The organism is Clostridium formicaceticum (genome assembly GCF_001854185.1).
Lineage (GTDB): Bacteria > Bacillota > Clostridia > Peptostreptococcales > Natronincolaceae > Andreesenella > Andreesenella formicacetica.
Genome location: NZ_CP017603.1, coordinates 959,794 through 985,146, shown reverse-complemented (window position 1 = coordinate 985,146; position 25,353 = coordinate 959,794). Strand labels below are relative to the sequence as shown.

At 37.8% G+C, this 25,353-nt stretch carries 20 protein-coding genes and 3 riboswitches; of the genes, 12 read left to right on the top strand and 8 right to left on the bottom strand.

Annotated features, from left to right (window positions below):
- Window positions 1-441 precede the first annotated feature (441 nt).
- Window positions 442-2,709 carry an ATP-dependent Clp protease ATP-binding subunit gene (locus tag BJL90_RS04625; protein ID WP_070964686.1) on the top strand — a complete coding sequence of 756 codons (2,268 nt, stop codon included), beginning with the start codon at window positions 442-444 and terminating at the stop codon, window positions 2,707-2,709.
- 155 nt (window positions 2,710-2,864) lie between these two features.
- On the opposite strand, the gene BJL90_RS04620 is transcribed toward BJL90_RS04625, so the two are convergent.
- Together BJL90_RS04620 and BJL90_RS04615 are read right to left on the bottom strand one after the other, a co-directional pair.
- Window positions 2,865-4,223, bottom strand: a complete 1,359-nt coding sequence (locus tag BJL90_RS04620; protein WP_070964683.1) for a PFL family protein — start codon at window positions 4,221-4,223, stop codon at window positions 2,865-2,867.
- Between the two features lie 21 nt (window positions 4,224-4,244).
- Window positions 4,245-4,514, bottom strand: a complete 270-nt coding sequence (locus BJL90_RS04615; protein ID WP_070964680.1) for an ACT domain-containing protein — start codon at window positions 4,512-4,514, stop codon at window positions 4,245-4,247.
- A 157-nt stretch (window positions 4,515-4,671) separates the two neighbouring features.
- A riboswitch (glycine riboswitch) is annotated at window positions 4,672-4,761 on the bottom strand.
- Window positions 4,762-4,942: 181 nt separating this feature from the next.
- Window positions 4,943-5,040: riboswitch (TPP riboswitch) on the top strand.
- A 90-nt stretch (window positions 5,041-5,130) separates the two neighbouring features.
- Here BJL90_RS04615 and thiS point away from each other — a divergent pair.
- From thiS to BJL90_RS04585, 6 genes are read left to right on the top strand one after another with little or no spacing between them, the layout of a single operon-like run.
- On the top strand, window positions 5,131-5,325 hold the full coding sequence (gene thiS, locus BJL90_RS04610) for a sulfur carrier protein ThiS (RefSeq protein ID WP_205684272.1): 195 nt from the start codon (window positions 5,131-5,133) through the stop codon (window positions 5,323-5,325).
- A gap of 2 nt (window positions 5,326-5,327) precedes the next feature.
- A complete protein-coding gene (gene thiF, locus BJL90_RS04605) occupies window positions 5,328-6,134 on the top strand; it encodes a sulfur carrier protein ThiS adenylyltransferase ThiF (RefSeq protein WP_070964675.1) in 807 nt (268 codons plus the stop codon).
- Between the two features lie 15 nt (window positions 6,135-6,149).
- On the top strand, window positions 6,150-6,929 hold the full coding sequence (locus tag BJL90_RS04600; RefSeq protein WP_070964672.1) for a thiazole synthase: 780 nt from the start codon (window positions 6,150-6,152) through the stop codon (window positions 6,927-6,929).
- The gene (thiH, locus tag BJL90_RS04595; RefSeq protein ID WP_070964670.1) at window positions 6,926-8,029 is read left to right on the top strand and encodes a 2-iminoacetate synthase ThiH; all 1,104 of its coding nucleotides are present in this window, start codon (window positions 6,926-6,928) and stop codon (window positions 8,027-8,029) included. The genes BJL90_RS04600 and thiH overlap by 4 nt, the downstream gene beginning before the upstream one ends.
- A 38-nt stretch (window positions 8,030-8,067) precedes the next feature.
- Window positions 8,068-9,381, top strand: a complete 1,314-nt coding sequence (gene thiC, locus BJL90_RS04590) for a phosphomethylpyrimidine synthase ThiC (RefSeq protein ID WP_070964669.1) — start codon at window positions 8,068-8,070, stop codon at window positions 9,379-9,381.
- Window positions 9,382-9,972, top strand: coding sequence for a thiamine phosphate synthase (locus BJL90_RS04585; protein WP_070964666.1), 591 nt, complete (start codon window positions 9,382-9,384; stop codon window positions 9,970-9,972).
- A 61-nt stretch (window positions 9,973-10,033) separates the two neighbouring features.
- On the opposite strand, the gene BJL90_RS04580 is transcribed toward BJL90_RS04585, so the two are convergent.
- Complete coding sequence (locus BJL90_RS04580) at window positions 10,034-11,548, bottom strand: FAD-dependent oxidoreductase (RefSeq protein WP_070964663.1); 1,515 nt, start codon at window positions 11,546-11,548, stop codon at window positions 10,034-10,036.
- A gap of 255 nt (window positions 11,549-11,803) precedes the next feature.
- On the opposite strand from BJL90_RS04580, the gene BJL90_RS04575 reads away from it, so the two are divergent.
- From BJL90_RS04575 to BJL90_RS04565, 3 genes are all read left to right on the top strand, one after another.
- Window positions 11,804-13,456: a glutamine--tRNA ligase/YqeY domain fusion protein gene (locus BJL90_RS04575; RefSeq protein WP_070964661.1), complete on the top strand. Its 1,653-nt coding sequence runs from the start codon at window positions 11,804-11,806 to the stop codon at window positions 13,454-13,456.
- 276 nt (window positions 13,457-13,732) lie between these two features.
- A complete protein-coding gene (locus tag BJL90_RS04570) occupies window positions 13,733-14,803 on the top strand; it encodes a hypothetical protein (protein ID WP_156778702.1) in 1,071 nt (356 codons plus the stop codon).
- A gap of 208 nt (window positions 14,804-15,011) precedes the next feature.
- Window positions 15,012-15,692 carry a HesA/MoeB/ThiF family protein gene (locus BJL90_RS04565; RefSeq protein ID WP_472235164.1) on the top strand — a complete coding sequence of 227 codons (681 nt, stop codon included), beginning with the start codon at window positions 15,012-15,014 and terminating at the stop codon, window positions 15,690-15,692.
- Between the two features lie 257 nt (window positions 15,693-15,949).
- Here BJL90_RS04565 and BJL90_RS04560 read toward each other — a convergent pair whose 3' ends face one another.
- The 4 genes from BJL90_RS04560 to BJL90_RS04545 all read right to left on the bottom strand — a co-directional run bounded on the left by BJL90_RS04560 (window position 15,950) and on the right by BJL90_RS04545 (window position 19,739).
- Window positions 15,950-16,144 (bottom strand): hypothetical protein, encoded by a 195-nt coding sequence (locus tag BJL90_RS04560; RefSeq protein WP_070964655.1) that lies wholly within the window; start codon window positions 16,142-16,144, stop codon window positions 15,950-15,952.
- Between the two features lie 264 nt (window positions 16,145-16,408).
- Window positions 16,409-17,371 carry a homoserine O-acetyltransferase MetA gene (gene metA / locus BJL90_RS04555; protein ID WP_070964652.1) on the bottom strand — a complete coding sequence of 321 codons (963 nt, stop codon included), beginning with the start codon at window positions 17,369-17,371 and terminating at the stop codon, window positions 16,409-16,411.
- A gap of 37 nt (window positions 17,372-17,408) precedes the next feature.
- Window positions 17,409-18,701 (bottom strand): homocysteine synthase, encoded by a 1,293-nt coding sequence (locus BJL90_RS04550; RefSeq protein ID WP_070964651.1) that lies wholly within the window; start codon window positions 18,699-18,701, stop codon window positions 17,409-17,411.
- Window positions 18,702-18,788: 87 nt separating this feature from the next.
- Window positions 18,789-18,895: riboswitch (SAM riboswitch) on the bottom strand.
- Between the two features lie 94 nt (window positions 18,896-18,989).
- Window positions 18,990-19,739, bottom strand: a complete 750-nt coding sequence (locus BJL90_RS04545) for a peptidylprolyl isomerase (protein ID WP_070964649.1) — start codon at window positions 19,737-19,739, stop codon at window positions 18,990-18,992.
- A gap of 208 nt (window positions 19,740-19,947) precedes the next feature.
- Here BJL90_RS04545 and BJL90_RS04540 point away from each other — a divergent pair, with 208 nt between their 5' ends.
- Complete coding sequence (locus tag BJL90_RS04540) at window positions 19,948-20,898, top strand: L-threonine 3-dehydrogenase (protein ID WP_070964645.1); 951 nt, start codon at window positions 19,948-19,950, stop codon at window positions 20,896-20,898.
- Between the two features lie 155 nt (window positions 20,899-21,053).
- On the opposite strand, the gene BJL90_RS04535 is transcribed toward BJL90_RS04540, so the two are convergent.
- Window positions 21,054-21,401 (bottom strand): cupin domain-containing protein, encoded by a 348-nt coding sequence (locus BJL90_RS04535; protein ID WP_070964642.1) that lies wholly within the window; start codon window positions 21,399-21,401, stop codon window positions 21,054-21,056.
- Between the two features lie 437 nt (window positions 21,402-21,838).
- Between BJL90_RS04535 and nifJ the strand changes: the two genes are divergently transcribed.
- Window positions 21,839-25,345, top strand: a complete 3,507-nt coding sequence (nifJ, locus tag BJL90_RS04530; protein ID WP_070964639.1) for a pyruvate:ferredoxin (flavodoxin) oxidoreductase — start codon at window positions 21,839-21,841, stop codon at window positions 25,343-25,345.
- Window positions 25,346-25,353 lie beyond the last annotated feature (8 nt).

Sequence of the window (25,353 nt, the reverse complement as noted above, 5' to 3'; positions counted from 1 at the left end):
ACTCCCACTGAGTTAAGTCTCATTGTTATTATAACATATTATATAGTATGTATGTTATTATAGCATAATAATACCATCAGTTAGTAGAAGATAAAATTTAATTATTTTTGCAGGATTTTAGAAAAAAAAGTATAAATTATAAATAACTTTACAATCTATAATTTCACAGGAATTATCAAATAATAACAGTTGTTTTAGATTTCTACGACTTGTTTTTTCTTAAAGGCAAAAAAATGATATAATAGTGTGAAATGATGTATAGGTAGGAAATTTTTCTAAGCGTTTCGAAAAAAATCAAATACATGAAACAGTTTCAAAAAATTAGCACCTGTTTTTATTCAGAGCTGGAGTTGGGTATCTACAAAATGGAAGAATGTTGGTTTTAGGTTGAATTGTACTTAAACCCTATAATAATTATATAGAAATATGGAGATGAGATCTATGAAGAAATGTTCTATTTGTAATAAAAATACAGCGGTTGTTTTTGCAACAAAGTTTGAAAATGGAAAATCGGAGATGAAGGGGATTTGTATACCCTGCGCTAAAAAAATGGGGCTACCAGTTGTAGATCAGCTGATGCAGCAAACTGGTATGACGGAGGAAGAGATTGAAAATCTTACAGAAGATATTGCTGATACCTTTGAAGAGGAAGAGATGGATATGGGAGGGTTAGAAAATCATCCTTCTCTTATGAACTTATTTAATAATGATTCTTCTTTAGGTGAAGATGACACCCATTACACTTCTAGGGCTTCTGATTATGCGGAGGAGGACACTAAAAAGAAAAAAAGCAAACGCAAAAAAAAGAATTTGGAGATGTATGGAACCAATTTAACAGAGAAGGCTAAAAATAATGAAGTTGATAGAGTGGTTGGAAGACATAGAGAAATAGATCGGGTGGTTCAGATTCTAAATAGAAGAACAAAGAATAATCCTATACTGGTAGGAGAACCCGGTGTAGGAAAAACCGCTATAGCAGAAGGATTGGCTCTTCGTATTATAGAAAAACAGGTTCCAGCAAAATTGTTTAACGTGGAAGTGTATCTTCTGGATTTGACTGCTATCGTAGCAGGAACACAGTTTCGAGGCCAATTTGAAGGTCGTATGAAAGCCATTATCAAGGAAGCGCAGGACTGTGGAAATATTATCTTAGTGATTGATGAAGTCCACAATATTATGGGGGCCGGCGAAGTTCATGGAGGCGTGATGAATGCTGCCAACATTTTGAAACCAGCTCTGGCAAAGGGAGAAATACAAATTATTGGTGCCACTACCCTTGAAGAGTATAGAAAGCATATCGAAAAGGATACTGCTTTAGAGAGGAGATTTCAACCGGTAATTGTAGAAGAACCTACAATAGAAGAAACAATTGAAATTTTAAAGGGTATAAGAGGCTATTATGAAGAATATCACAAAGTAAAAATATCTGATAAGGTGATAGAAGCGGCGGCAAAGTTATCAGAAAGATACATTACAGATAGATATCTGCCGGATAAGGCCATTGATGTTATTGACGAAGCGGGTTCTAGGGCCAATTTAAAGAACCAAGGTTTAGTAGAATTAGAAGCTTTAAGAGAAGCCTACAGAAATATGCAGTATAAAAGAGAACTAGCAGCAGAAGGAAGTAATTATGAAAAGGCTGCAGAATATAAAGTAGAGGAATGCAGATTGCTGGACAAGATAAAGCTTCTTGAAGAAGCTTGCGAGGATATACAGATTACAGAGGAGGATGTTGCCTTTGTCATAGAAGCTTGGACCAAAATACCTGTGCAGAAAATCACAGAAAAAGAAGCTCAAAAACTCCTAAAACTAGAGGACCACTTACATCAGCGTATTATAGGACAAAAGGAAGCCATCAAAAGTCTTGCTAGGACTATACGCCGTAATCGTTCAGGCTTTAGGAAAAAGAAGAAGCCCTCTTCCTTCATTTTTGTAGGACCTACAGGGGTAGGAAAAACAGAAGTAGTAAGGGCTTTGGCGGAAGAACTTTTTGGCAGTGAAGAAGCGATGATTCGTATGGATATGTCTGAGTATATGGAAAAGCACACGGTTTCTAAGTTAATCGGTGCACCTCCAGGCTATGTAGGCTACGATCAAGGGGGACAATTGACAGAAAAAGTAAGAAGAAAACCTTATTCTGTTATTCTTCTAGATGAAATGGAAAAAGCCCATCCTGATGTGTTCAATCTATTATTACAAATTCTTGAAGATGGTAGACTAACGGATAGCCAAGGACGCACTGTTTATTTTGAAAATGCTGTTATTATTATGACTTCTAATGTAGGAACACAACTAAAATCCACAGGTATCGGTTTTGGAAAAGATCATTATGAAGTCTTAGAAGGTCGCATAAAAGAAGCCCTAAGAGAGACCTTTAGACCAGAGTTTCTAAATAGAATAGATGAGACGATTGTATTTACTAAGCTTAATAAGGAGGAACTTTACAAGATCATAGATTTAATGCTGAAGGAAGTACTAGAAGAAGTAAAGGAAAAAGATATGACATTAGAGGTTACTGAGGAAGTAAAGGCATTTATCTTAGAAAAGGGTTATGATGAAAAATATGGTGCGAGACCTTTGCGAAGGACAATTCAGAAGTATATTGAAGATGAAATTGCTGAAGATTATTTACAAAACAAGTTTGTAGAGGGAGATCATATCAAGATTGCTTTGAAGGAAGGAAAAGTTATGCTGGAGACAGCACAGTAGGACGGCAGACTGTATAAAAACTAACTTTATTCCTCACGCAGTCTGACGGCTCTGTACTGAGCTAGAAAAAAATAACAGTGGGGTATAGAAATCTTCCCATGAAAAAAGACTATATAGCCTTCTAAGGGATTATATAGTCTTTTTTGTTAAAATTATTAGTTCTTAAAACTGTGGACAGGAGCAGGGACCCTACCTCCACGTTGAATGAAGGCATCGCTGGAAAACTTGCTTACAGCCATAATAGGTGCTGTACCCAATAATCCACCAAACTCTGCCTCATCTCCAACTGTCTTGCCATGAACAGGAATAATCCTCACGCCTGTGGTTTTATTATTGATGACGCCGATAGCAGCTTCATCAGCGATAATAGCAGCTATTGTAGACGCCGGAGTATCGCCGGGAATTGCCACCATATCTAAACCTACAGAACAAACACATGTCATAGCTTCTAGCTTTTCAAGGTTAAGAGAGCCGGCCTTCACAGCAGCAATCATGCCCTCGTCTTCACTAACAGGAATAAATGCCCCGCTAAGACCGCCTACATGGGAAGAAGCCATGATGCCGCCCTTTTTCACAGCGTCATTTAAAAGTGCTAAGGCAGCGGTTGTTCCATGACAGCCACAGCTTTCTAAGCCCATTTCCTCTAAGATTCTTGCCACGCTATCTCCTATAGCAGGGGTAGGTGCAAGGGATAAATCTACAATACCAAAGGGAACACCAAGCCTAGAAGCAGCTTCATTAGCAACCAATTGGCCAGTCCTTGTAATTTTGAAGGCAGTTTTTTTGATGGTTTCAGCCATAACATCGAAGCTCTGTCCCTTTACAGCTTCTAAAGCACACTTCACAACGCCTGGGCCGCTTATTCCAACACTGACAACACATTCGCCCTCGCCTACACCATGGAAGGCCCCCGCCATAAAGGGATTGTCTTCTACTGCATTAGCAAAGACCACTAGCTTAGCACAGCCGATACTATCTCTCTCTTTTGTGAGGTAAGCAGCTTGCTTTATGATTCTTCCCATATCCTTAACAGCATCCATGTTGATACCGGTCTTGGTACAGCCAACATTGACGGAAGAACATACTTTCTCTGTTACTGCTAAAGCTTCAGGAATAGATTCGATAAGGATTTTATCGCCTCTGGAGTATCCTTTTTGAACTAAAGCTGAAAATCCTCCAATAAAGTTAACACCTACAGTGGCTGCTGCTCGATCCAATACCTCTGCAAAGGCTACATAGCTTGTATCTTCGCTTGCTTGAGCCACCAAAGCCATAGGTGTAACAGAAATTCTCTTATTAATAATAGGAATACCGTATTCTGTTTCGATTTCCTCTCCTACTTTTACCAGATTTTCCGCATATCTTGTAATTTTATCGTAAATTTTTCTTCTTGCTTGTTCACCGGAGGTGTCACAGCAATCCAAAAGAGAAATCCCCATCGTAATGGTTCTGATATCCAATTTTTCCTTTTCAATCATTTTGATGGTTTCCATGATGTTGTGAAAATTAATCATTCAATTCAACCCCTAACTTTTTTAGATATTATGCATGGTATTGAAGATATCTTCATGCTGAATTTTAATAGCAACGCCTATTTCTTCGCCAGCAACAGCTAAATCTTCTTTAAGCTGTTTAAAGTCAATGGTCATTTTCTCAAGATCCACCAACATCACCATAGCAAAATTATTTTGAAGCAGCGTTTGATTGATGTCTAAAACATTTACACTGTTTTTCTTCAATACGGAGGTCACCCCGTGAATGATGCCAATTTTATCTTCACCTATTACACTAATAAATGCCTTCATTTTATTTATCACTCCTTTGTTAAAATAGTAAAATTTTTTGCTTCAAAAAAAGACAAAAGACCAAATATAATTATCTAGTCTCTGGAAACAAGGATTTTAAATGCAAGAAAATGCCATTGTATAGACAGAACAAAGACAATGATCTCTTTTCTAACAATTAAAATCCCCTGTCCTTTTACCTGAGAGTTTCACCTAAAAAAAGGCTTTCCCCTTCGGTGCTCCTTAGAGTCTCTCCAGAGGCTCGTCCAATAACGGTCTATAGGAAAATATTCCGCTACCTTCATTCGATTTCAGCAATATTTATAAAATTAATAATCATCATTTTAACATGAGTTGTTGGTGAAAAGCAATAAAAACTTTGTAGAAAGTATTTTTTTACCATCTTTACAAAAAAACGATATTATTCTATAATGGAACTAATAATTAAATAATTTCGCTAGGGGTGCCCTCGGGCTGAGAAGGAAATATCCTAACCCTTGAACCTGATGTAGTTAGTACTACCGTAGGAAAGCAATTTATAAGACTTAGATTATTTGTGCAACTTAAATTTTCTAAAGAAGCTTCCCTATTGGGTAAGCTTCTTTTTTATTTTATTAAATGCTAAGGAGGGAAAATAATGATCATTAACGGCAAGGAGATGGATTTACCGGAAGGCATCACTATTGTAGAACTATTAGAAAAGCTTCATCTACATAAGGATCGTGTGGTGGTAGAAGTGAATTATGAAATTGTGGCAAAAGAACAATATACGGAAACCATTTTGAATGGAGGGGATCAAGTAGAGATTGTAAGCTTTGTTGGAGGCGGGTGAAGATGAAGATATTTTTAAATGAAGGGTCTCTTACGGTAGAAGAGGGTTTAACAGCTTTTGAAATAAGGGATCGAATGAAAAAAGATGCTGATGTTGTAATCCTAAACGGTTTTATTATCAAGGAAGATGGGGTATTGCAAGCAGGGGATAGGGTGACTTTAATTAAAAAGGGGGAAATGCCCAGTCATGAGGAGTTGGAAACTCTTTTGGTGGCTAGACATACCCCAGGTGTACATGAAAAGGTAAAAAAGGCTGCCGTAGGTATTGCAGGATTGGGAGGGTTGGGTTCTAATATAGCCATATCGCTAGCGAGAATAGGTATAGGAAAACTGGTGCTGATAGATTTTGATGTAGTGGAACCCAGTAACTTAAACAGACAGCAGTACTTTGTAAAACATATAGGGATGTTGAAGACGGAGGCTATGAAAGAGCTTATCTCACTGATCAATCCTTTTGTAGAGGTAGAGGTAAAAAATCTTTTTCTTGATGCAGGAAACATAGAAAATTGTTTTAAAGAGGTAGACATTATTGTAGAAGCCTTTGATAATCCTCTTTGTAAAGCGGAGCTGGTGAATACGGCATTAGAAAAGCTTCCACAAAAACCTATTGTAGCTGCTTCTGGCATGGCGGGGTATTTTTCCAGCAACACAGTTCAAACAAAAAAAGTGATGCGCAACCTTTATTTAGTGGGGGATGAGATTTCTGAAGCAAAACCAGGTTGTGGTTTGATGGCACCCAGGGTAGCGATAGCAGCCAATCACCAGGCGAATATGGTTTTAAGATTGATTTTAGAAGAAAGAGAAGTTTAATGAGGAGATGATAAGATGGATGCTTTAACAATTGGCGGGGTTTCTTTGGAGAATAGGCTTTTTATTGGTACAGGTAAGTTTTCCAATAATAAGATAATGCCAGAGGTGATAAAAAATTGTGGGACACAGGTAGTGACCATGGCCCTAAGAAGAGTGGACCTTGATGGTGGAGAGGAAAATATTCTCGAATACATTCCAAAGAACTGTATTCTTTTACCCAACACTTCAGGAGCAAGAAATGCAGAGGAAGCTGTTAGGATCGCTAAGCTAGCTAGAGCTATGGGTTGCGGTAATTGGATTAAAATTGAAGTAATATCCGACAATAAATATCTATTGCCGGATAATCAGGAAACCATCAAAGCTACAGAAATTTTGGCAAAGGAAGGATTTATCGTCCTACCCTACATGAGCCCTGATTTGATGGCGGCAAAAAGAATGGTGGAAGCTGGTGCTGCAGCCGTTATGCCATTAGGTTCCCCAATTGGAACGAACCGTGGGATTCGAACAAAAGAATTAATAGAAATTCTGATAGAAGAAATTGACTTGCCAATTATTGTAGACGCAGGGATTGGAAGACCTTCCGAAGCAGCAGCGGCGATGGAGATGGGGGCGGAAGCCGTCTTAGTTAACACCGCTATTGCTACCGCTGAAGACCCTATAAAAATGGCGGAGGCTTTTTCCTTAGCAGTAAAAGCTGGAAGACTGGCTTATCTCTCTAAACTGGCACCGGAAAAACGGTGGGCGCAAGCTTCTTCACCTCTTACAGGCTTTTTAAATGAAGGTGATCGATCATGAGTTTTGAAAACTACTGCAGTCAGTATATGGATTTTGATTTTGAGGGTTTTTTCCAAGAGATCACAAAGGAAGACGTATATAAGGTCATTCATAAGAATAGGATTAGTGACTATGAATTTTTAGCACTACTATCTCCTGCTGCTTCAGATTGTTTAGAAGAAATGGCCCAAAAAGCCCATCAGTTGTCCCTGCAGCATTTTGGAAAAGCCGTATTATTATATACGCCTATGTATCTAGGCAACTATTGCGTAAATCGGTGTAGCTACTGCAGCTACAATATAGATAATGATATCAGAAGAGGAAAACTCACAATAGAGCAAATCGAAGAAGAGGCTAAAAGCATCGCTGCCACTGGATTAAAACATATTTTAGTTTTAACAGGGGAATCCAAAAAAGAAACACCCGTAGCTTATATTATGGAAGCTGTTAAGGTACTAAAAAAATATTTTGATTCTATTTCCATAGAGATTTATCCTTTAACGGAAGAAGAATATCGTCAGGTGATTGAGGTAGGGGTAGACGGCTTAACCATTTATCAAGAAACCTATGACAAAGAGGTTTATGACCGCGTTCATTTATCAGGACCTAAGAAAAACTACTCCTTTAGATTAGAGGCGCCTGAGCGGGCCTGTAGAGCAAAAATGCGGTGTGTGAATATTGGTGCTTTGTTGGGTTTGAACCATTGGAGAAAAGAAGCTTTTTTCACAGGAATTCATAGCAGCTATCTTCAAAATACATATACCGATGTAGAAGTAAGTGTATCTTTGCCACGCATCAGGCCCCATGAAGGGTCTTTTGAAGATATTTCCTTAGTAAGAGATAGAGACCTGGTGCAAATTATGTTGGCATTAAAGATCTTTTTACCTTATGTGGGTATTACCATGTCTACGAGAGAGCGTAGAGAGTTTCGCGATCATCTGATTCCGCTAGGAGTTACCAAGATGTCTGCTGGGGTTTCTACAGAGGTGGGGGGGCATAGTGATGTTTCTAAGGGAGATAGTCAGTTTGAGATCAGTGATACAAGAAGTGTAGAGGAAGTAAAAAGAGCTATTTTAGAAAAAGGATATCAGCCAATTTATAAAAATTGGATGCATTTATAAAAAGATAAAAAAATTACTTTTAAGGGAGATGAATAAAAATGACTTATACAACACAAATGGATGCGGCGAAAAAAGGGATCATTACGAAACAGATGGAGATTGTAGCCAGCAAGGAAGGGATGGCGATAGAAACCTTAAGAGAGCTTGTAGCTCAAGGAAAGGTAGTTATTCCTGCTAATAAAAATCATACATCTTTAGATCCTGAAGGTGTGGGAGAAGGTTTAAGAACTAAGATCAATGTAAATTTAGGTGTATCCAAGGACTGTCCTAATATTGAAGCGGAATTAGAAAAGGTGCAAACAGCATTGGATATGAAGGCAGAAGCCATCATGGACTTAAGCTCCTTTGGAAAAACAGAGGAATTTAGAAAAAGACTTGTAGAAATGTCACCTGCTATGATTGGAACAGTACCTGTCTATGATGCCTTAGGTTTTTATAATAAGGAGCTAAGTGACATTACTGCAGAGGAGTTCTTAGAGGTAGTAGAAAAGCATGCTGAAGATGGGGTAGACTTTGTGACGATTCATGCAGGCATCAATAAAGAGACGGCAGAGGTTTTTAAGAGAAATAAGAGACTTACCAATATTGTTTCAAGGGGAGGCTCCTTAATGTATGCCTGGATGGAGCTAAATCAGCAGGAGAATCCTTTTTTCCAATACTATGATAGATTATTAGATATCTGCGAAAAATATGACTTAACCTTAAGTCTTGGGGATGCCTGCAGACCTGGCAGTATCCATGATGCTACTGATGCCAGCCAAATTAAAGAGTTGATGATTTTAGGAGAGTTGACTTTAAAGGCTTGGGAGAGAAATGTACAGGTAATCATCGAGGGCCCAGGGCATATGGCCATCAATGAAATTGCTGCAAACATGACTCTTGAGAAAAAGCTTTGCCATGGAGCACCTTTTTATGTACTGGGACCTATTGTTACGGATGTAGCGCCAGGCTATGACCATATTACAAGCGCTATTGGAGGAGCCATTGCAGCCAGCCATGGTGCAGATTTCCTCTGCTATGTTACCCCAGCAGAACATCTAAGACTTCCTAACTTAGAGGACATGAAGGAGGGAATTATTGCTTCTAGAATTGCTGCTCATGCAGGGGATATAGCCAAAAACATTAAGGGTGCTAGAGAATGGGATCATCAAATGAGTACAGCAAGACAACAGTTAAACTGGGAAAGGATGTTTGAGCTGGCAATTGATCCTGAGAAGCCACGAAGATATAGAAAAGAATCTATGCCGGAGCATGAGGATAGCTGTACAATGTGTGGTAAAATGTGTTCCATGAGAAATATGAACAAAATTATGGAGGGAAAAAACTTAAATATATTGAGAGAGGATGAATAAATGCTTTATTTCATCACCAATAGGAAATTAGTTTCATCAGGAGGTCTAGTTAGGGTTATTAAAGAAGCTGTCCGAGGCGGAGTAGATGCCATTATTTTAAGAGAGAAGGACCTAACCTATAAAGAATTGCTGCCATTGGCCGCGGAGATCAAAAAGATCACGCAGGACACCAACACTGCACTCATCGTTAATCGCAATCTAACGGTGGCGAAAGAGATAAACGCAGAAGGATATCATACGGGCTTTCAAGAATTTATGGAAACAAAACCTTCTTTTGAAGGATTTTTAGGGGTATCTGTCCACAGTGTAGAGGAAGGAATCTTAGCAGAAAAGCAAGGGGCTGGCTATTTATTAGCAGGCCATGTATTTGAAACTGACTGTAAAAAAGGAGTAAAACCTAGAGGTTTAAGGTTTATAGAAGAGATGAGACGAGAGACTACAATACCTATTATTGCATTAGGGGGCATTACACCAGAAAATGCACAGAAAACTATTAAAACAGGAGCGAAGGGTATTGCGGTAATGTCTTCTATCATGACAGCAAAAGACCCTTATACCTTAACCCAAATCTTTAAAAGTAAATTGAGATAAATAAAAGAATGCAGAGGTCTTTCTAAATAGGGTTAGAAAGACCTCTGCACTTTTGATATTACTACTTATATTTTGTTAGTGGTTTTAGTGCAGGACCTTCAACAATATCTCCATCGCAGGAAAACCTAGAACCATGACAGGGACAATCCCAAGTTTTTTCGGCATCATTCCATTTTGTTTCGCAGTACATATGCGTGCATGTGGTATCTACTAAATGTAATTCTCCCTTCTCGTCTCGATAAGCCCCTACCTTTTTTCCTTCTACTTGTAGGACCTTACCCTCATTTGGTTGGAGATCCTGATTTGTCGCAGCAGGTAAAATTTTGCCTGAAACAAAGTTGACAGCTACATCTACATTTTCTACGATGAAATTAGAGGCTGAAGCAGCAGGAGTAAAACGAGAGGGATCGTATACTGAGGCCCATGGACTGTCGCCCTTTACGATAAGATCTCTCAAAAGCATAGCAGATACAGTGCTGTTGGTCATCCCCCATTTGTGGAAGCCTGTAGCCACATAGATATTAGGAATTGTTGCTGTTAGCTGGCCTGCATAGGGAAGACCATCCGGTGTAGAATAATCCTGCGTGGACCACCTAAACAGGATATCCTCTATTTCAAAATGTTCATTAGCAAACTTCTCTAAATTTTTGTAATGGGAAAGGGTGCTCTTTCCATGACCTGTTTTATGATGCTCACCACTAAGGAGGATAAGTTCTTTATCTTTAAAAGCTTGAGAACGCAAAGAACGGGTGGGTTCTTCAGCGCTGATAAACATGCCGCCAGGAAACTTTTCCTTTGCGTTTAACCCTAATACATAGGAACGCTCTGGATAAAGTCTTGAAAAATAAAATCCAGGTTTATCGTAGAAGGGGTAATGGGATGCAATGATAACATTGAAAGCAAACACTCTGGGTCCTTTCTCTGTAATAACGATAGCAGGATTTTTTTCTTCAATATCAACTGCTTTTGTGTTTTCGAAGATGTAACTGCCATCTCCAGGTATTTCTTTGGCAAGAGCCAATAAGTATTTTCTAGGATGAAATTGAGCTTGCCCTTCGAAGGCTACCGCTGCTTTGATAGGAAAGGGTAGAGGTAAGTCCTCTGTATAAGTGGCTTTAATGTCTAAAAAGGCAGCAGTTTTCGCTTCGTTTGCAATTTTTTGTACGTAAGTTTCCGATTGTGTATAGACAAAGGCAGACTGCCATGAAAAATCACAATCAATATTTTTTTCTTTGATCAAGTCTGCAATCATGTGGATGGCAGACTGGTTTGCATCAGCATACTGCCGTGCCTTTTCTTCTCCCATTTGGTTTTTAATTTTATCATAGATGAGACCGTGCTGAGAGGTAATTTTAGCGGTGGTATGGCCTGTGGTGCCTTGTAAAATACCATCGGCTTCAATAATAGCCACCTTAAGGCCCTCTTTTTTTAATAAGGTAGCAGCAGTAATACCAGTCATGCCACCTCCTATGATGACAACATCTACTACAAGGTCCTCTTGCAGCGTAGGATAGTCTGTTTTTTCCGTAGAGGCGAGCCAATAGGATTGAGGATTGATGCTTAAAAGATCTTTCATAATTTTATTCCTCCTAAATAAGGTTATAATTTGTAAAGAAGGGTTCCTTTAACTGAAATTGGACATTGGCCATGAAATACGCATCCTTATTATTTTACTAAATGTATTTTGTTTTCTTTTCCTTCAAAAAATACATTCTGTATGGTTTTATGCTAAAATATCTGTGGGACACATGGAAAAAAATCAAAATATATGATATATTTATTTCAATATAGAGGATAATAGATAACAAAATAAAAAAGGAAGGGGAACAAAATGGAAAACAAACCTACCAGTTCAAACTTTATAAAAAATATTGTTCACCAGGATTTGCAAGTAGGGAAACATAAAGAGATTGTAACGCGTTTTCCACCAGAGCCTAATGGATATTTACATATAGGACACGCGAAGTCCATCGTATTGAACTTCGAGTTAGCAGATGAGTTTAACGGCAAGACAAACTTGCGCTTTGATGATACGAATCCAGCTAAGGAAGACACGGAGTATGTTGAATCTATTAAAGAAGATGTTCAGTGGCTAGGTTTTCAATGGGAGAACCTTTATTTTGCCTCTGATTACTTTGAAGAAATGTACCAACGTGCGATGCTGCTGATCAAAAAAGGAAAAGCCTATGTATGTGATTTATCAGCAGAGGAAATAAGAGGATATCGTGGAACCCTAACAGAGGCAGGAAAGGAAAGCCCCTATAGAAATCGTTCTGTAGAGGAAAACTTAGATTTATTTGACCGCATGCGTAAAGGGGAGTTTAAGGATGGAGAGAAGGTGCTGAGAGCAAAAATTGACATGGCTTCACCAAATCTCAATATGAGAGATCCAGTGCTTTATCGAATCCTTCATGCCAGTCATCATAATACAGGAGACAAGTGGTGTATTTACCCAATGTATGACTATGCCCATCCCCTAGAGGATGCTATAGAAGGGGTGACGCATTCTATTTGTACCATGGAATTTGAAGACCATCGGCCATTGTACGATTGGGTGATCCAAGAGTGTGAGACAGAAAGCCAACCACAGCAAATTGAATTTGCTCGGCTAAACTTAACCAACACTGTTATGAGTAAGAGAAAATTAAAACAACTGGTGGATGAAGGTGTTGTAGATGGATGGGACGATCCAAGAATGCCTACGATTGCTGGTCTTAGAAGAAAGGGATATACACCAGAAGCTATAAGGCGATTCTGTAGAGAAATTGGCGTTGCAAAAAGTCATAGCGTTGTAGATGTTCAAATGTTGGAACATTTTATTCGGGAAGATTTAAATGCTAAAGCCCCTAGAACCATGGCGATATTAAAGCCTTTAAAAGTGGTCATCACTAATTATCCAGAGGATCAGGTGGAAATGCTAGAGGCAGAAAACAATCCAGATGATCCTGCCATGGGAAACCGACAAATTCCTTTTTCTAGAGAGATTTATATTGAAGAAGAAGATTTTATGGAAAATCCACCGAAAAAGTACTTTAGGTTATTCCCTGGAAACGAGGTAAGATTGAAACACGCTTATTTCATCAAATGCAATGAAGTCATTAAGGATGAAAAAGGTAAGGTGATAGAACTACACTGTACCTATGACCCTGAAACAAAAAGTGGCAGTGGTTTTACTGGAAGAAAGGTAAAGGGAACAATTCATTGGGTAGATGCAAAAAACGCAGTGCCTGCAACCTTTCGACTATATGAACCTTTGATCTTAGAGGAAGAACAGGAAGAAGAAAAAAGCTTTTTAGATCAGATTAATCCAAATTCCCTTGAAGTCATTGAGGGTTTTGTAGAGCCTAACATGAAAAAGGCAGAGCTTCAAGATAAGTTCCAATTCTTCCGACACGGTTACTTTAATGTAGATCCTAAGGATACAAAAGAAAATAAGATTGTATTTAATAGAATTGTATTATTAAAAAGTTCTTTTAAGATTTAAAATAATAATAACAACAAACCTGCTGAGGATCTGAGGACACTGAAAAAGTGATTTTCAGAATATAGCAGGTTTTTTGTTGTTTATACAGAGCTAAGGCTGTAAAAATTCAGTATAAGGAGTAAATCTATAGGCAGGAACCTTAACTTTGTTTTTGACAGATATTTCTTATATCTAGTCCTTTATATGTCTAGTATAATAAGTTGTGAGAAGAATTTTGCCTGAAAGATTAGGGTTTTACAGGCGATTACTATAAAATCGACAGAAAAAAGGAGCAGGATGAAGATGCGCCGTAAGAAAATAGTTACCCTTATAACAACCCTTATTTTATGTGTGATAACGATTATAGTTTTTACCATGTATAAACCCTTTATGCAAGAAAAAAATAACGTAACAACAGAGAGTGCTACATATACTACAGAGGATTTTTTTACGCAGCTGCATAATCCTTTACCATCAAAAAATAAAGTAAAGAAACCTTTGTTGCTTGAAAACAAAGAAGTAATGGGTAGGATAGGGGAAGAAATACAGTTAAAAGAAGAATCTAACGCAGGAACAGAAGTAGAAGACGCAGAAATGCAAAAAGGGGGGAACAAGGAAGATTCAGGAGAAGTCGAAGAGAAGGTGGAACAAGATAGTGGGGCAGAGGAAACAGCAGCAGTTATACCGCCGACAGCAGGGGCAAACAAGAACTTAAGCCAATACTTAAATCCCTATGTTTTACAGGTCATCAAAAGTTATAAAATTGCTGGGGGGAGGTATCCTTATCTACTGAATAATGATTACGCCAACTACAATGGGGTAACCACAACACTTCATTATCAAAATCAAGAATTGCTAAAGGCACACCCCAGCGGCAATAGGGCAAGCCACTGCTCAGGTATTACCTTCGAGGTGTTTTTTAAAGCAATGCAGGCTAGAAATAGACAGTTGGGCATTTCTCCTGATAATTTTAATAATATGACATGGGACGAGCTATACGATTTTGTTCTTACCTGGTACGCAGCAAAGGGTCCTAAATCACAGAGCAACATTGCTGTTGCTGTAGAAAAATATGGAGTAGGCCAACGGATCCGAAACTTAGAAGAAGCTGCGGCAGGAGATTTTATTGACATAAGCAGAGAAAACAATACGGGTCACACGGCTGTGTTCCTAGAGTGGATTAGAGAGGGAAATCAAATAATAGGTTTCAAATATTGGTCCAGTCAAGATTCCACTAGGGGTATTCAGTATAACCAAGAGTACTTTAATGTCATATCTCCCAATGGCAAGAAATATGGAAATGTGATGATAGATCGTGTGTATGTTGCACGTGTTCTTCCTGTAAGTCAGTATAAGCCCTTTAAGTAAAATATTCATGTTAACTAAAGACCCCATCTATAATAGTTATTCTTCAGTGTAGTGCTTTCGGCCTCCCGCTTGCAGAAACGGGAGGCCAGGCTACATCCTCAAAGCAAATTTGATTACAATTTTCATAAAAATATTCTAAAAATTTTGTCAAATGATAAATGAAGTATAGTATAATAGAAATGAACAAAGTGCATAGGGGGGAGCGGTGGTGTTGAAAAGGTATGAAAGAAATATGAAAACACTTTCCGAAGAGGAAAATCAACAGTTAAGGAACCATAAAGTGTGTGTTATTGGATGCGGGGGACTCGGTGGTTATATTATTGAAATGCTAGGAAGGTTAGGCATAGGATACATAACAGCGGTAGACGGAGATGTCTTTGATGCGTCAAATTTAAACCGTCAAATTTTATCCAATGAAGCTACCTTAGGCAAGAGCAAAGCGGAAACAGCCAAAGCAAGGATGGCTTTAGTAAATTCTGATGTCTATGTAAATGCGATTGTTGGCAAGTTAAATAAAGAGAATGCCGAAGAAATCCTGCAGGGGCATGACATAATCATAGATGCATTGGATAACATAGAAACTAGATTTATTTTACAGGAGACTGCAGAAAAGTTTAATATACCTTTGGTTCATGGAGCCATTGCAGGTTGGTATGGGCAAGTAACAACAATCCTTCCAGGGGATAGAACATTAGATGTAATCTATGCCAAAAAGGATATAAGGGGAGTAGAAAAAGAATTAGGCAACCCTTCTTTTACCCCTGCATTAGTGGCTTCTATAGAGGTTAGTGAAGTACTGAAATTACTTATAGGCAGAGGCGAAATACTTAGAAGAAAAATACTCTTTATCAATACCCTTGAATTGGAATATAATATCGTGGAATTGTAAATACGCATTTCTATCCTTCGATGGATTGCTAAGACCCTCAGTTGTAGGTGAACAAACTAAGTGACTAACACCAAATCAAAGATTTGGGTTATCTACTTATGCAGGTAGGAGATCAAGCACTACATCCTCCAAGTAAATTCCGCTGCATTTTATACCTAATTTTAGCGATCTATAGTCTAAGGCTGCTTTATTAACAAAAAAACAACCAAGGGCCGCAGATGTAGCCCTTGCCATATTGAACTTCGTAGAAATATGTCTTAATAAAATTTAAGGTCTTGATCCATAGGACCTGCACCCCAAAAGTTTAAATTACAGTTGCTATTTGTGATGGTATACTTAGCAGTAGAAGGTTTAGTGGTTTTTTTTTCTACAAGAGATAATTTTTCTTTACATCCTACAGAGGTAGTTAGCGGGTTTTTTTTATTTTGGTTTTCTATTTTTTTACAAAGCATGGATATCATCCTTTTCTTTTTAGTTTTAATGAGTATTTAAAATTTTTAATTTATAATTAAAATATTGTTAATAAGTATTATAACAGCATCTGTGGATACTGTCAATACAATTATCTAAAAAATTTAACTATTCTAAATATTGGATGTTGTCTATCGATCAATTATTTGTGTGCTATTTAACACACTTAAAATAAAAAAAGAGAGATAGATATATGGGGTATATGTATATATCTATTCTCTCTTTTTTATTATATTCTCACAAACTTACACTTGAGAACCTTCGCGTTTTCTCTCCCATTGACCCTCTGCCTTGGAAACCTCATTAATATTATACGGGGTCTGTTGGTAAACGTAATAATTCAACCAATTGGAAAACAACAGGTTAGCATGGCTTCTCCAGTTAACCACAGGAGGTTTGGTGGGATCATCATTTGGAAAATAATTTTTGGGTTTTTCTATTTCTTTGCCGGCGGTTACGTCTCGATCATATTCGGCCTTTAAAGTTAGTGGTTCATATTCGGAGTGTCCTGTTACAAAAACCTGTCGTCCATCCTTTGTAGCCACGATGTAAATTCCACTTTCCTCTGACTCTGACAAAATTTCAAGTTCTGGAACCTTTTCAATATCTTCTCTCTTTACTTCAGTATGTCTAGAATGAGGTGCCAAAAAGATGTCATCAAAACCTCTAAGAAGTGGTACATTTCTTTTTGTTACTGTATGCGTAAATATGCCAAACATTTTTGAGGATAATGTATATTTAGGAATACCAAAATGGTAATAAAGCCCAGCCTGTGCCCCCCAGCATATATGAAGGGTGGAGGTTACATTGTGAAGCTGCCACGCCATAATCTCTTTTAGTTCCTCCCAGTAAGCCACCTCTTCAAAAGCTAAATGTTCCACTGGGGCACCAGTGATAATAAGTCCATCAAACTTTTCCTCCTTTATGTCGTCGAAGGTCTTATAAAAAGAGGTTAAATGTTTCTCTGGCGTATGTTTAGACTTATAACTCTTGGGGTGCAGAAGTACAATATCCACCTGCAAGGGAGAATTACCTAGTAATCGTAAAATTTGAACTTCCGTCGTAATCTTGGTGGGCATCAAGTTTAAAATACCAATTTTTAAGGCACGAATATCCTGGGTGAGTGCACGACTTTCCGTCATAACAAAAATATTTTCCTTATTTAAAACTTCCGTAGCTGGCAGATGATCAGGTATTTTAACAGGCATTTAAATTTTTTCCTCCTTTATCATAAAAACTTTCAAATTATTCATTTACAGCCTTCTGTAAAGCTTGATCTAAATCCTCAATTAAATCTTCAACATCTTCGATTCCTACAGATAATCGAATCATATCGGGTGTAACACCAGCAGCTTTTTGATCCTCTTCAGATAGTTGTGCATGGGTAGTGCTGGCAGGATGAATCACAAGAGACTTCGCATCTGCTACATTAGCCAGTAGTGAAAAAAGCTCTAAACTATTTATAAACTTCTTACCGGCTTCTACATCACCTTTGATACCAAAGGTAAAAATAGAACCTGCACCTTTAGGTAGGTACTTTTGTGCTAGTTCATAATATTTATTTCCTGCTAAGCTAGGATAATTTACCCAAGATACAAGGGGATGTTTACTTAAAAATGCCACAATCTTCTTTGTGTTCTCCACGTGACGTTCCACGCGAAGAGAAAGCGTTTCTATTCCCTGTAGGAATAAGAAGGAATTAAATGGGCTTAAAGAAGCACCGGTATCTCTTAGAAGCTGTACTCTAGCCTTAACAATAAAAGCTAAAGGTCCGCAGGCTTCTACATATTTTACACCATGATAGGTGGGATCAGCTTCTGTTAAACCAGGAAACCGGCCACTTTTTTCCCAATCAAAATTTCCTCCGTCAACGATCACACCACCTATGGAGCTTCCATGACCTCCGATGAATTTTGTAGCAGAATGCACAACAATATCTGCTCCGAATTCTATGGGACGGATCAAATAAGGGGTACCAAAGGTGTTATCAACAATAAGAGGAAGACCATTTTCATGAGCGATTTTTGCCACTGCTTCGATATCTATCAGGTTGATACCTGGATTACCGATACTTTCTATATAAACAGCTTTTGTCTTTTCATTGATGGCTTTAGCGAAGTTTTCGGGATCATCGGGATCTACAAAGTTTACTTTTATTCCTAGTTTAGGCAGTGTAGCAGCAAATAAATTGTAGGTGCCACCATATAAAGTACTAGCGGCAACAACCTCATCTCCAGCTTCTGCAATATTTAAGATGGCATAAGTGATAGCTGCGGAACCAGATGCTACAGCTAAAGCGCCAACGCCCCCCTCGAGGGCAGCAATTCTTTGTTCAAATACATCCGTAGTAGGATTCATGATTCTTGTATAAATATTTCCCGGTTCTTTTAGTGCGAATAAATTAGCGGCATGATCCGCATCATTAAAAACATAGGATGAAGTTTGGTAGATTGGAACAGCGCGAGAACCTGTCGTTGGATCTGGGCTTTGTCCAGCGTGAACCTGCAAAGTGTCAAAGCGAAGTTGTTTTTTACTCATGAATGATCTCTCCTTTTCTTATCTTATCTAATTAAAAAAGCTTCTCCAAGAAGATGGAGAAGCGCATAAGTTTTTTTATTACCTATCCTCTCATCTCTTAGGCACAACATTACCTACAGGAATTAGCACCATGCACTTTATATGCTGGTTGCCGGGCTTCATAGGGCCAGTCCCTCCACCTCTCTTTATAAGAGTAAATTATGAAATTTATGATATATAATTTATCACTAAATAAAATGAATGTCAAGAAAAATTTTAATTGTTTTAAAATATGCTTTTTTTAAAAAACTATATATTCATCGTTACCGTATACTTATTTCTTAAGCCTTCAACTTTCTCAAGATATAATTGTTGTTGTTTTTGGCCTAGTAACTGTTGTGTTAATCTATCCTTGACTTCGCTAAGGGTCTTAGTATCCTCTTTTTTACGGTCAAATAGCTTAATAAGGTGATAACCAAACTGAGTTTTTACAGGCTTGCTGATCTCTCCTTTTTCCATATTGAAGACAGCCTCTTCAAACTCTGGTACCATTTTTCCTTTTGAAAACTCTCCTAAATTTCCACCTTGTGCCTTAGAGGGACAGCTTGAATACTTAGAGGCTGCTTCTTCGAAAGAAAGACCTTCATTAATTTCCTTTAAGATAGATTCCGCTTTTTCTTCGGTATCTACTAGAATATGGCTAGCTTTTGCAGCAGCTGGATTTCTGAAGTATTCCTTGTGATTTTCGTAATAATCTTCTATTTCCTTATCATCAACCTTAACATCCTTTATCAGTTGATTGATGGCATATTGCTTTAAAAAGTTTTCTGAGATTTTTTTCAATTCTTTTTGATAAGCCTCATCATTAGGCATATTATTGTCAACTGCATCTAAGTACATTAACTCCTGATCGATAATTTCCTCTAACAATCTTTGTTGTCCTTCTTCAGTTTGAAATTGCATAGCACGTTGTGGATCTAAACTTCTTATAATCGTTTGCAAATCTCCTTCTGTAATTTCACGGTTTCCTACCACGGCCAAAACTTTTTTATTATCCATAAGTGAAACGCTCCTTTATTATTATATTCTAAGTTATCTTATCAAAAAAATAATCTTATGTCCAATGAAGGGGATTTTTAGAAAAGGCTTTAAAAAATAACAAATAAAATTAATAAGAGATATGTTTTAAAAAAGCTTTTTTAAATAATAATAAACATATGCAATAGTATTTGTAGAGTGAGTAAATTTTATTAGCGAGGTGGAAATATTGAAAAAAGTATTAGTAACCGGAGCATTGGGACAAATAGGATCCGAATTGGTTATGTATTTAAGAAAAACTTATGGTGATGATAATGTAATTTCCAGCAGCAGAAGTAAAAAAGAAGATTCCCAAGCCACATCGGAACCTTTTGAAATTGTTGATGTTACCAATGCACAACAAATTGCTGATGCGGTTAAAAAGCATAAGGTAGATACGATTCTCCATTTAGCAGCTGTTTTATCAGCTACTGGAGAAAAAAATCCAGCAGTTGCATGGAATATAAATATGAATGGGCTTTACAATGTTCTGGAGGTGGCCAGGGAAAACCAATGTGCCGTATGCACCCCAAGTTCTATCGCTGTATTTGGTCCTTCTACGCCTAAAGATCAAACACCACAAGATACTGTGATGCGTCCCACCACTATTTATGGTGTAACAAAAGTGGCAGGAGAGCTTCTGTGTGATTATTACTACCAAAAATATCAACTTGATACCCGAGGTGTGCGTTTTCCAGGGATCATTTCTAGTGTGGCGCTACCTGGTGGAGGAACCACTGACTATGCTGTGCATATTTATTATGAAGCCCTTAAAAATAAAAAATACTCTTGTTTCTTAGACAAAGGTACTTATATGGATATGATGTATATGCCGGACGCTTTAGAAGCGATTGTGCAGCTTATGGAAGCGGACCCTTCTAAATTAATCCATAGAAATGCCTTTAACATTACTGCTATGAGCTTTGACCCTGAAGAAATAGCTGCAGAAATTAAGAAGCATATACCTGAATTTGAGATGCATTATGATGTAAATCCTGATATACAAAAGATCGCTGACTCCTGGCCGAATTCTTTAGATGATAGTGAGGCAAGAAAGCAATGGGGCTGGAACCCAAAATACGATTTAGCTGCTATGACAGTAGATATGTTAGATCAGCTAAGTAAAAAGCTAAATATTTAGTACTAATATGATTACTAATATGATTGAAAGCCCTTTTCACTTCACCGTGAGAGGGCTTTTTCAAAAAAATGTAGTCAGAATGTTTTTTTCTTGTTTTTTTCTATTGAGGGTTTAATAAATTTCATGTATAATGTATCAAAGGGACAGGCAAAAAACTATTGATGTCCTTCTGTTGGAACAATACACATAAGTTCTAACTTCTCAGTACCAACATTTCTAAACTGATGAATTGCTTCTGAAGGTACATATGCAAAGGACCCGGCTTCAATGACATAATCTTTTCCATCAAGATGCATACTTCCTTTCCCGCGAATAACATAGTTAATGTGGGGCCAAGGGTGGGTATGTTTAGGTGTGTGACCACCCTCTGCTAGTTCAAATATACGCATTACATGACTTTCCCAACCCTCACTGGGGGATACCAATACCTTCATTAAGGCATTTTTTGCCTCGGGATGTGTAACTTTGACGCTTTCTAAATCTTTTTTATGACCAACAATCATAAACAAACCTCCTATATAAAACATATTCAAATATTATTATACACCATACTATCATCTATTCATAGTATTTATCTATAGGGGAGAGGCTTAGATAGGATTAAGCTGCAATAGACCGTGTATATTAAAATTTAACTTTAGAAGTGCGCATCTATAATTATGTTTAATTTTTAAATCTTTAGCTATAGAAGATCACTTTGTTAGTGACTGTACCATATTTTCCAGTATTTTGAACCTTTCAAAAATTTTATGGTGAAACCTTTAAAATATCAGGAAAAGGTTTTAAAATGCAAAAATAATTGAAGATATCTAAAAAGTTTTACTGTAAATCATGAAAACATTTAGATATAATAGAATTATGTATACAGGATACATGATCCTAAATATACAATTATGACTATATCTTTTGCATGATAATTAAAAAAGGGAGGCTATCACACATGGCAAGAAAGATGAAAACAATGGATGGAAATGCTGCAGCGGCATATGTTTCCTATGCCTTTACTGATGTAGCGGCTATTTATCCTATTACTCCTTCATCCAACATGGCAGAAAATGTTGACGAGTGGAGTGCTGAAGGACAAAAAAACATATTTGGACAAACTGTAAAGGTTGTAGAAATGCAATCGGAGGCAGGGGCAGCGGGGGCTGTACATGGTTCCTTAGCAGCAGGAGCTTTAACCACGACTTTTACAGCTTCTCAGGGACTACTGTTAATGATTCCTAATATGTATAAAATCGCTGGAGAATTACTTCCAGGAGTATTCCATGTAAGTGCTAGAGCTTTAGCTGGGCATGCTCTTTCTATCTTTGGAGATCACTCAGATGTTATGTCTACAAGACAAACAGGATGTGCTATGCTGGCATCTGGTAGTGTTCAAGAAGTTATGGATTTAGGGGGTATTGCTCACTTAGCAGCTATCAAAGGAAGAGTGCCTTTTGTACACTTCTTTGATGGATTCAGAACTTCTCATGAGATGCAAAAAGTTGAAGTGATTGAGTATGATGAGTTTGCTAAATTAGTAGATTGGGATGCTATTCAAGCCTTTAGAGATAGAGCTTTAAATCCAGAACATCCAGTGTTAAGAGGAACTGCACAAAACCCAGATGTTTTCTTCCAAGCAAAGGAAGCAGCAAATAAATACTATGATGCTCTTCCTGATATGGTAGCTGATTACATGAAGGAAATTTCAGCACTTACCGGCAGAGAATACAAGCCATTTAACTACTATGGGGCAGAAGATGCAGAAAACATCATTATTGCTATGGGTTCTGTAACAGATACGATTGAAGAAACCGTTGATTACTTAATAGCAAAAGGTGAGAAGGTAGGGGTAGTAAAAGTACACCTATACAGACCTTTCTCAGAAAAATACTTCTTTGATGTACTGCCAAAGACAGTAAAGAAAATTGCTGTATTAGATAGAACAAAAGAACCAGGTTCTCTTGGAGAGCCACTATATCAAGATGTTAGAACCATGTTCTTTGGTAAAGAAAATGCACCAATGGTTATTGGTGGTAGATATGGTCTTGGTTCAAAGGACACAGTACCAGCGCAAATTTTAGCAGTATACGAAAACCTAAAGGCTACAGCACCTAAAAATGCCTTTACAGTAGGTATTGTAGATGATGTAACCAACACATCTTTAGAAATTAAAGAAAAGGTTTCAACAGCAACACCTGGCACCATCAGATGTAAATTCTGGGGATTAGGATCTGACGGTACAGTAGGTGCAAACAAAGAAGCGATTAAGATCATTGGAAATAATACAGACATGTACGCACAAGCATACTTCTCCTATGATTCTAAAAAATCAGGCGGGGTTACCATATCACACTTACGTTTTGGTAAAAAGCCAATCAAGTCACCTTATTTAATTGATGAAGCAGACTTTATTGCTTGTCATAACCAAGCCTATGTAAATCAATATGATTTATTAAAAGGTTTGAAAAAGGGCGGTACCTTCCTATTAAACTGTATGTGGTCACCAGAGGAGCTAGAAGAAAAGTTACCAGCAAGTATGAAGAAATATATTGCTGAAAATAATATTAACTTCTATACCCTTAACGGAACAGCAATCGCTGCAGAAGTTGGTTTAGGCGGAAGAATCAACATGATTATGCAATCAGCCTTCTTCAAACTAACAGAAGTTATCCCTGTAGAGGATGCTATTAAGCACTTAAAAGAAGCCATCGTGCATGCTTATGGTAAAAAAGGTGAAAAGATCGTTAATATGAACCATAAAGCCGTAGACCGTGGTGTAGAAGCCCTTGTAAAAATAGATGTACCTGAAGGCTGGAGTGGTGCAGCAGAAGAAGTAGCAGCTGCAGTAGAAGAACCAGACTTCATTAAAAATATCTTAAGACCTATGAATGCGCAAGCAGGGGATGATCTGCCAGTAAGCGCTTTTGCAGGAGCAGAAGATGGCACCTTCCCATTAGGCACCAGTGCTTATGAAAAAAGAGGCATTGCTATTACTGTGCCAGAATGGATTCCAGAAAACTGTATCCAATGTAACCAATGTTCTTTTGTATGTCCTCATGCAGCAATTAGACCTTTCCTATTAAACGAAGAGGAAGCAAAAAATGCGCCAGAAGGATTTACAACATTAAAAACAATTGGTAAAGAGTTTGAAGGATTACAGTACCGTATGCAGGTAGCACCACTAGACTGTACAGGTTGTGGCAACTGTGAGGATATCTGTCCATCTAAGAACAAAGCATTAGAAATGAAGCCTGTTGAGCCACAAGTTGAAGTAGAAAGCGAAAACTGGGCATATGCTCTGACTGTTACAGATAAATCAGCATTAACCAACATAGAAACTGTAAAAGGCAGCCAATTTGCACAACCATTATTTGAGTTCTCAGGAGCTTGTACTGGTTGTGGTGAGACACCATATGTTAAGCTAATCACACAATTATTTGGTGATAGAATGATGATAGCCAATGCTACAGGATGTTCATCCATCTATGGTGGTAGTGCGCCATCTGTACCATTCTGCAAGAACCAACAAGGCAAAGGACCAGCTTGGGCAAACTCTTTATTTGAAGACAATGCTGAGTTTGGTTATGGTATGATGTTGGGGACAAGCCAAATTAGAAATAAAATTGAAGATTTAATGAAAGAAGCACTGACATTAGATATCAATGCTGACTTAAAAGCAGCTTTCCAAGAGTGGATTGATGGTAAGGAAGATGGTAAAGCATCAAAAGCTGCAACCTATAAAATTCTTCCATTACTTGAAGCAGAAGCTTCAAATGCAGTTATTAAAGAAATCATTGCGAAGAAAGATTACCTAATCAAGCAATCTCAATGGATTCTTGGTGGAGATGGTTGGGCATATGATATCGGTTACGGCGGATTAGACCATGTAATCGCATCTGGTGAAGATGTAAACATTCTTGTAATGGATACAGAAGTATATTCTAACACAGGCGGACAATCATCAAAAGCTTCACCAACAGCAGCGATTGCAAAGTTTGCAGCCGCAGGTAAGAGAACGAAGAAGAAAGACTTAGGTATGATGGCGATGAGCTATGGCTATGTATATGTTGCACAGGTAGCCATGGGTGCTGATAAGAACCAATTAATGAAGGCGGTTAAAGAAGCAGAAGCTTACAAAGGGCCATCTATCATCATCGCATACTCACCATGTATTGCCCATGGAATTGGTGCTGGTATGGGTAAAACACAAGAGCAAGCGAAAAAAGCAGTAGAGGCAGGATACTGGCATTTATATAGATTCAACCCAGAATTAAAGAAAGAAGGTAAAAATCCATTTACCTTAGATTCTAAGGAACCAAAAGCTTCCTTTAAAGACTTCTTATTAAGCGAAGTACGCTATGCTTCCTTAACAAAGTCCTTCCCAGAGGTAGCAGAAGCTTTATTTGCTAAGGCTGAAGAAGAAGCACAAGAAAGATATGAAAGCTATAAGAGATTAGTATAGTAGCATCA

Excerpts from the sequence above, each read along its gene's own strand:
- BJL90_RS04625 (WP_070964686.1), top strand. The coding sequence starts at position 442 with ATGAAGAAATGTTCTATTTGTAATAAAAATACAGCGGTTGTTTTTGCA.
- BJL90_RS04620 (WP_070964683.1), bottom strand. The coding sequence starts at position 4,223 with ATGATTAATTTTCACAACATCATGGAAACCATCAAAATGATTGAAAAG.
- BJL90_RS04615 (WP_070964680.1), bottom strand. The coding sequence starts at position 4,514 with ATGAAGGCATTTATTAGTGTAATAGGTGAAGATAAAATTGGCATCATT.
- thiS (WP_205684272.1), top strand. The coding sequence starts at position 5,131 with ATGATCATTAACGGCAAGGAGATGGATTTACCGGAAGGCATCACTATT.
- thiF (WP_070964675.1), top strand. The coding sequence starts at position 5,328 with ATGAAGATATTTTTAAATGAAGGGTCTCTTACGGTAGAAGAGGGTTTA.
- BJL90_RS04600 (WP_070964672.1), top strand. The coding sequence starts at position 6,150 with ATGGATGCTTTAACAATTGGCGGGGTTTCTTTGGAGAATAGGCTTTTT.
- thiH (WP_070964670.1), top strand. The coding sequence starts at position 6,926 with ATGAGTTTTGAAAACTACTGCAGTCAGTATATGGATTTTGATTTTGAG.
- thiC (WP_070964669.1), top strand. The coding sequence starts at position 8,068 with ATGACTTATACAACACAAATGGATGCGGCGAAAAAAGGGATCATTACG.
- BJL90_RS04585 (WP_070964666.1), top strand. The coding sequence starts at position 9,382 with ATGCTTTATTTCATCACCAATAGGAAATTAGTTTCATCAGGAGGTCTA.
- BJL90_RS04580 (WP_070964663.1), bottom strand. The coding sequence starts at position 11,548 with ATGAAAGATCTTTTAAGCATCAATCCTCAATCCTATTGGCTCGCCTCT.
- BJL90_RS04575 (WP_070964661.1), top strand. The coding sequence starts at position 11,804 with ATGGAAAACAAACCTACCAGTTCAAACTTTATAAAAAATATTGTTCAC.
- BJL90_RS04570 (WP_156778702.1), top strand. The coding sequence starts at position 13,733 with ATGAAGATGCGCCGTAAGAAAATAGTTACCCTTATAACAACCCTTATT.
- BJL90_RS04560 (WP_070964655.1), bottom strand. The coding sequence starts at position 16,144 with ATGCTTTGTAAAAAAATAGAAAACCAAAATAAAAAAAACCCGCTAACT.
- metA (WP_070964652.1), bottom strand. The coding sequence starts at position 17,371 with ATGCCTGTTAAAATACCTGATCATCTGCCAGCTACGGAAGTTTTAAAT.
- BJL90_RS04550 (WP_070964651.1), bottom strand. The coding sequence starts at position 18,701 with ATGAGTAAAAAACAACTTCGCTTTGACACTTTGCAGGTTCACGCTGGA.
- BJL90_RS04545 (WP_070964649.1), bottom strand. The coding sequence starts at position 19,739 with ATGGATAATAAAAAAGTTTTGGCCGTGGTAGGAAACCGTGAAATTACA.
- BJL90_RS04535 (WP_070964642.1), bottom strand. The coding sequence starts at position 21,401 with ATGATTGTTGGTCATAAAAAAGATTTAGAAAGCGTCAAAGTTACACAT.
- nifJ (WP_070964639.1), top strand. The coding sequence starts at position 21,839 with ATGGCAAGAAAGATGAAAACAATGGATGGAAATGCTGCAGCGGCATAT.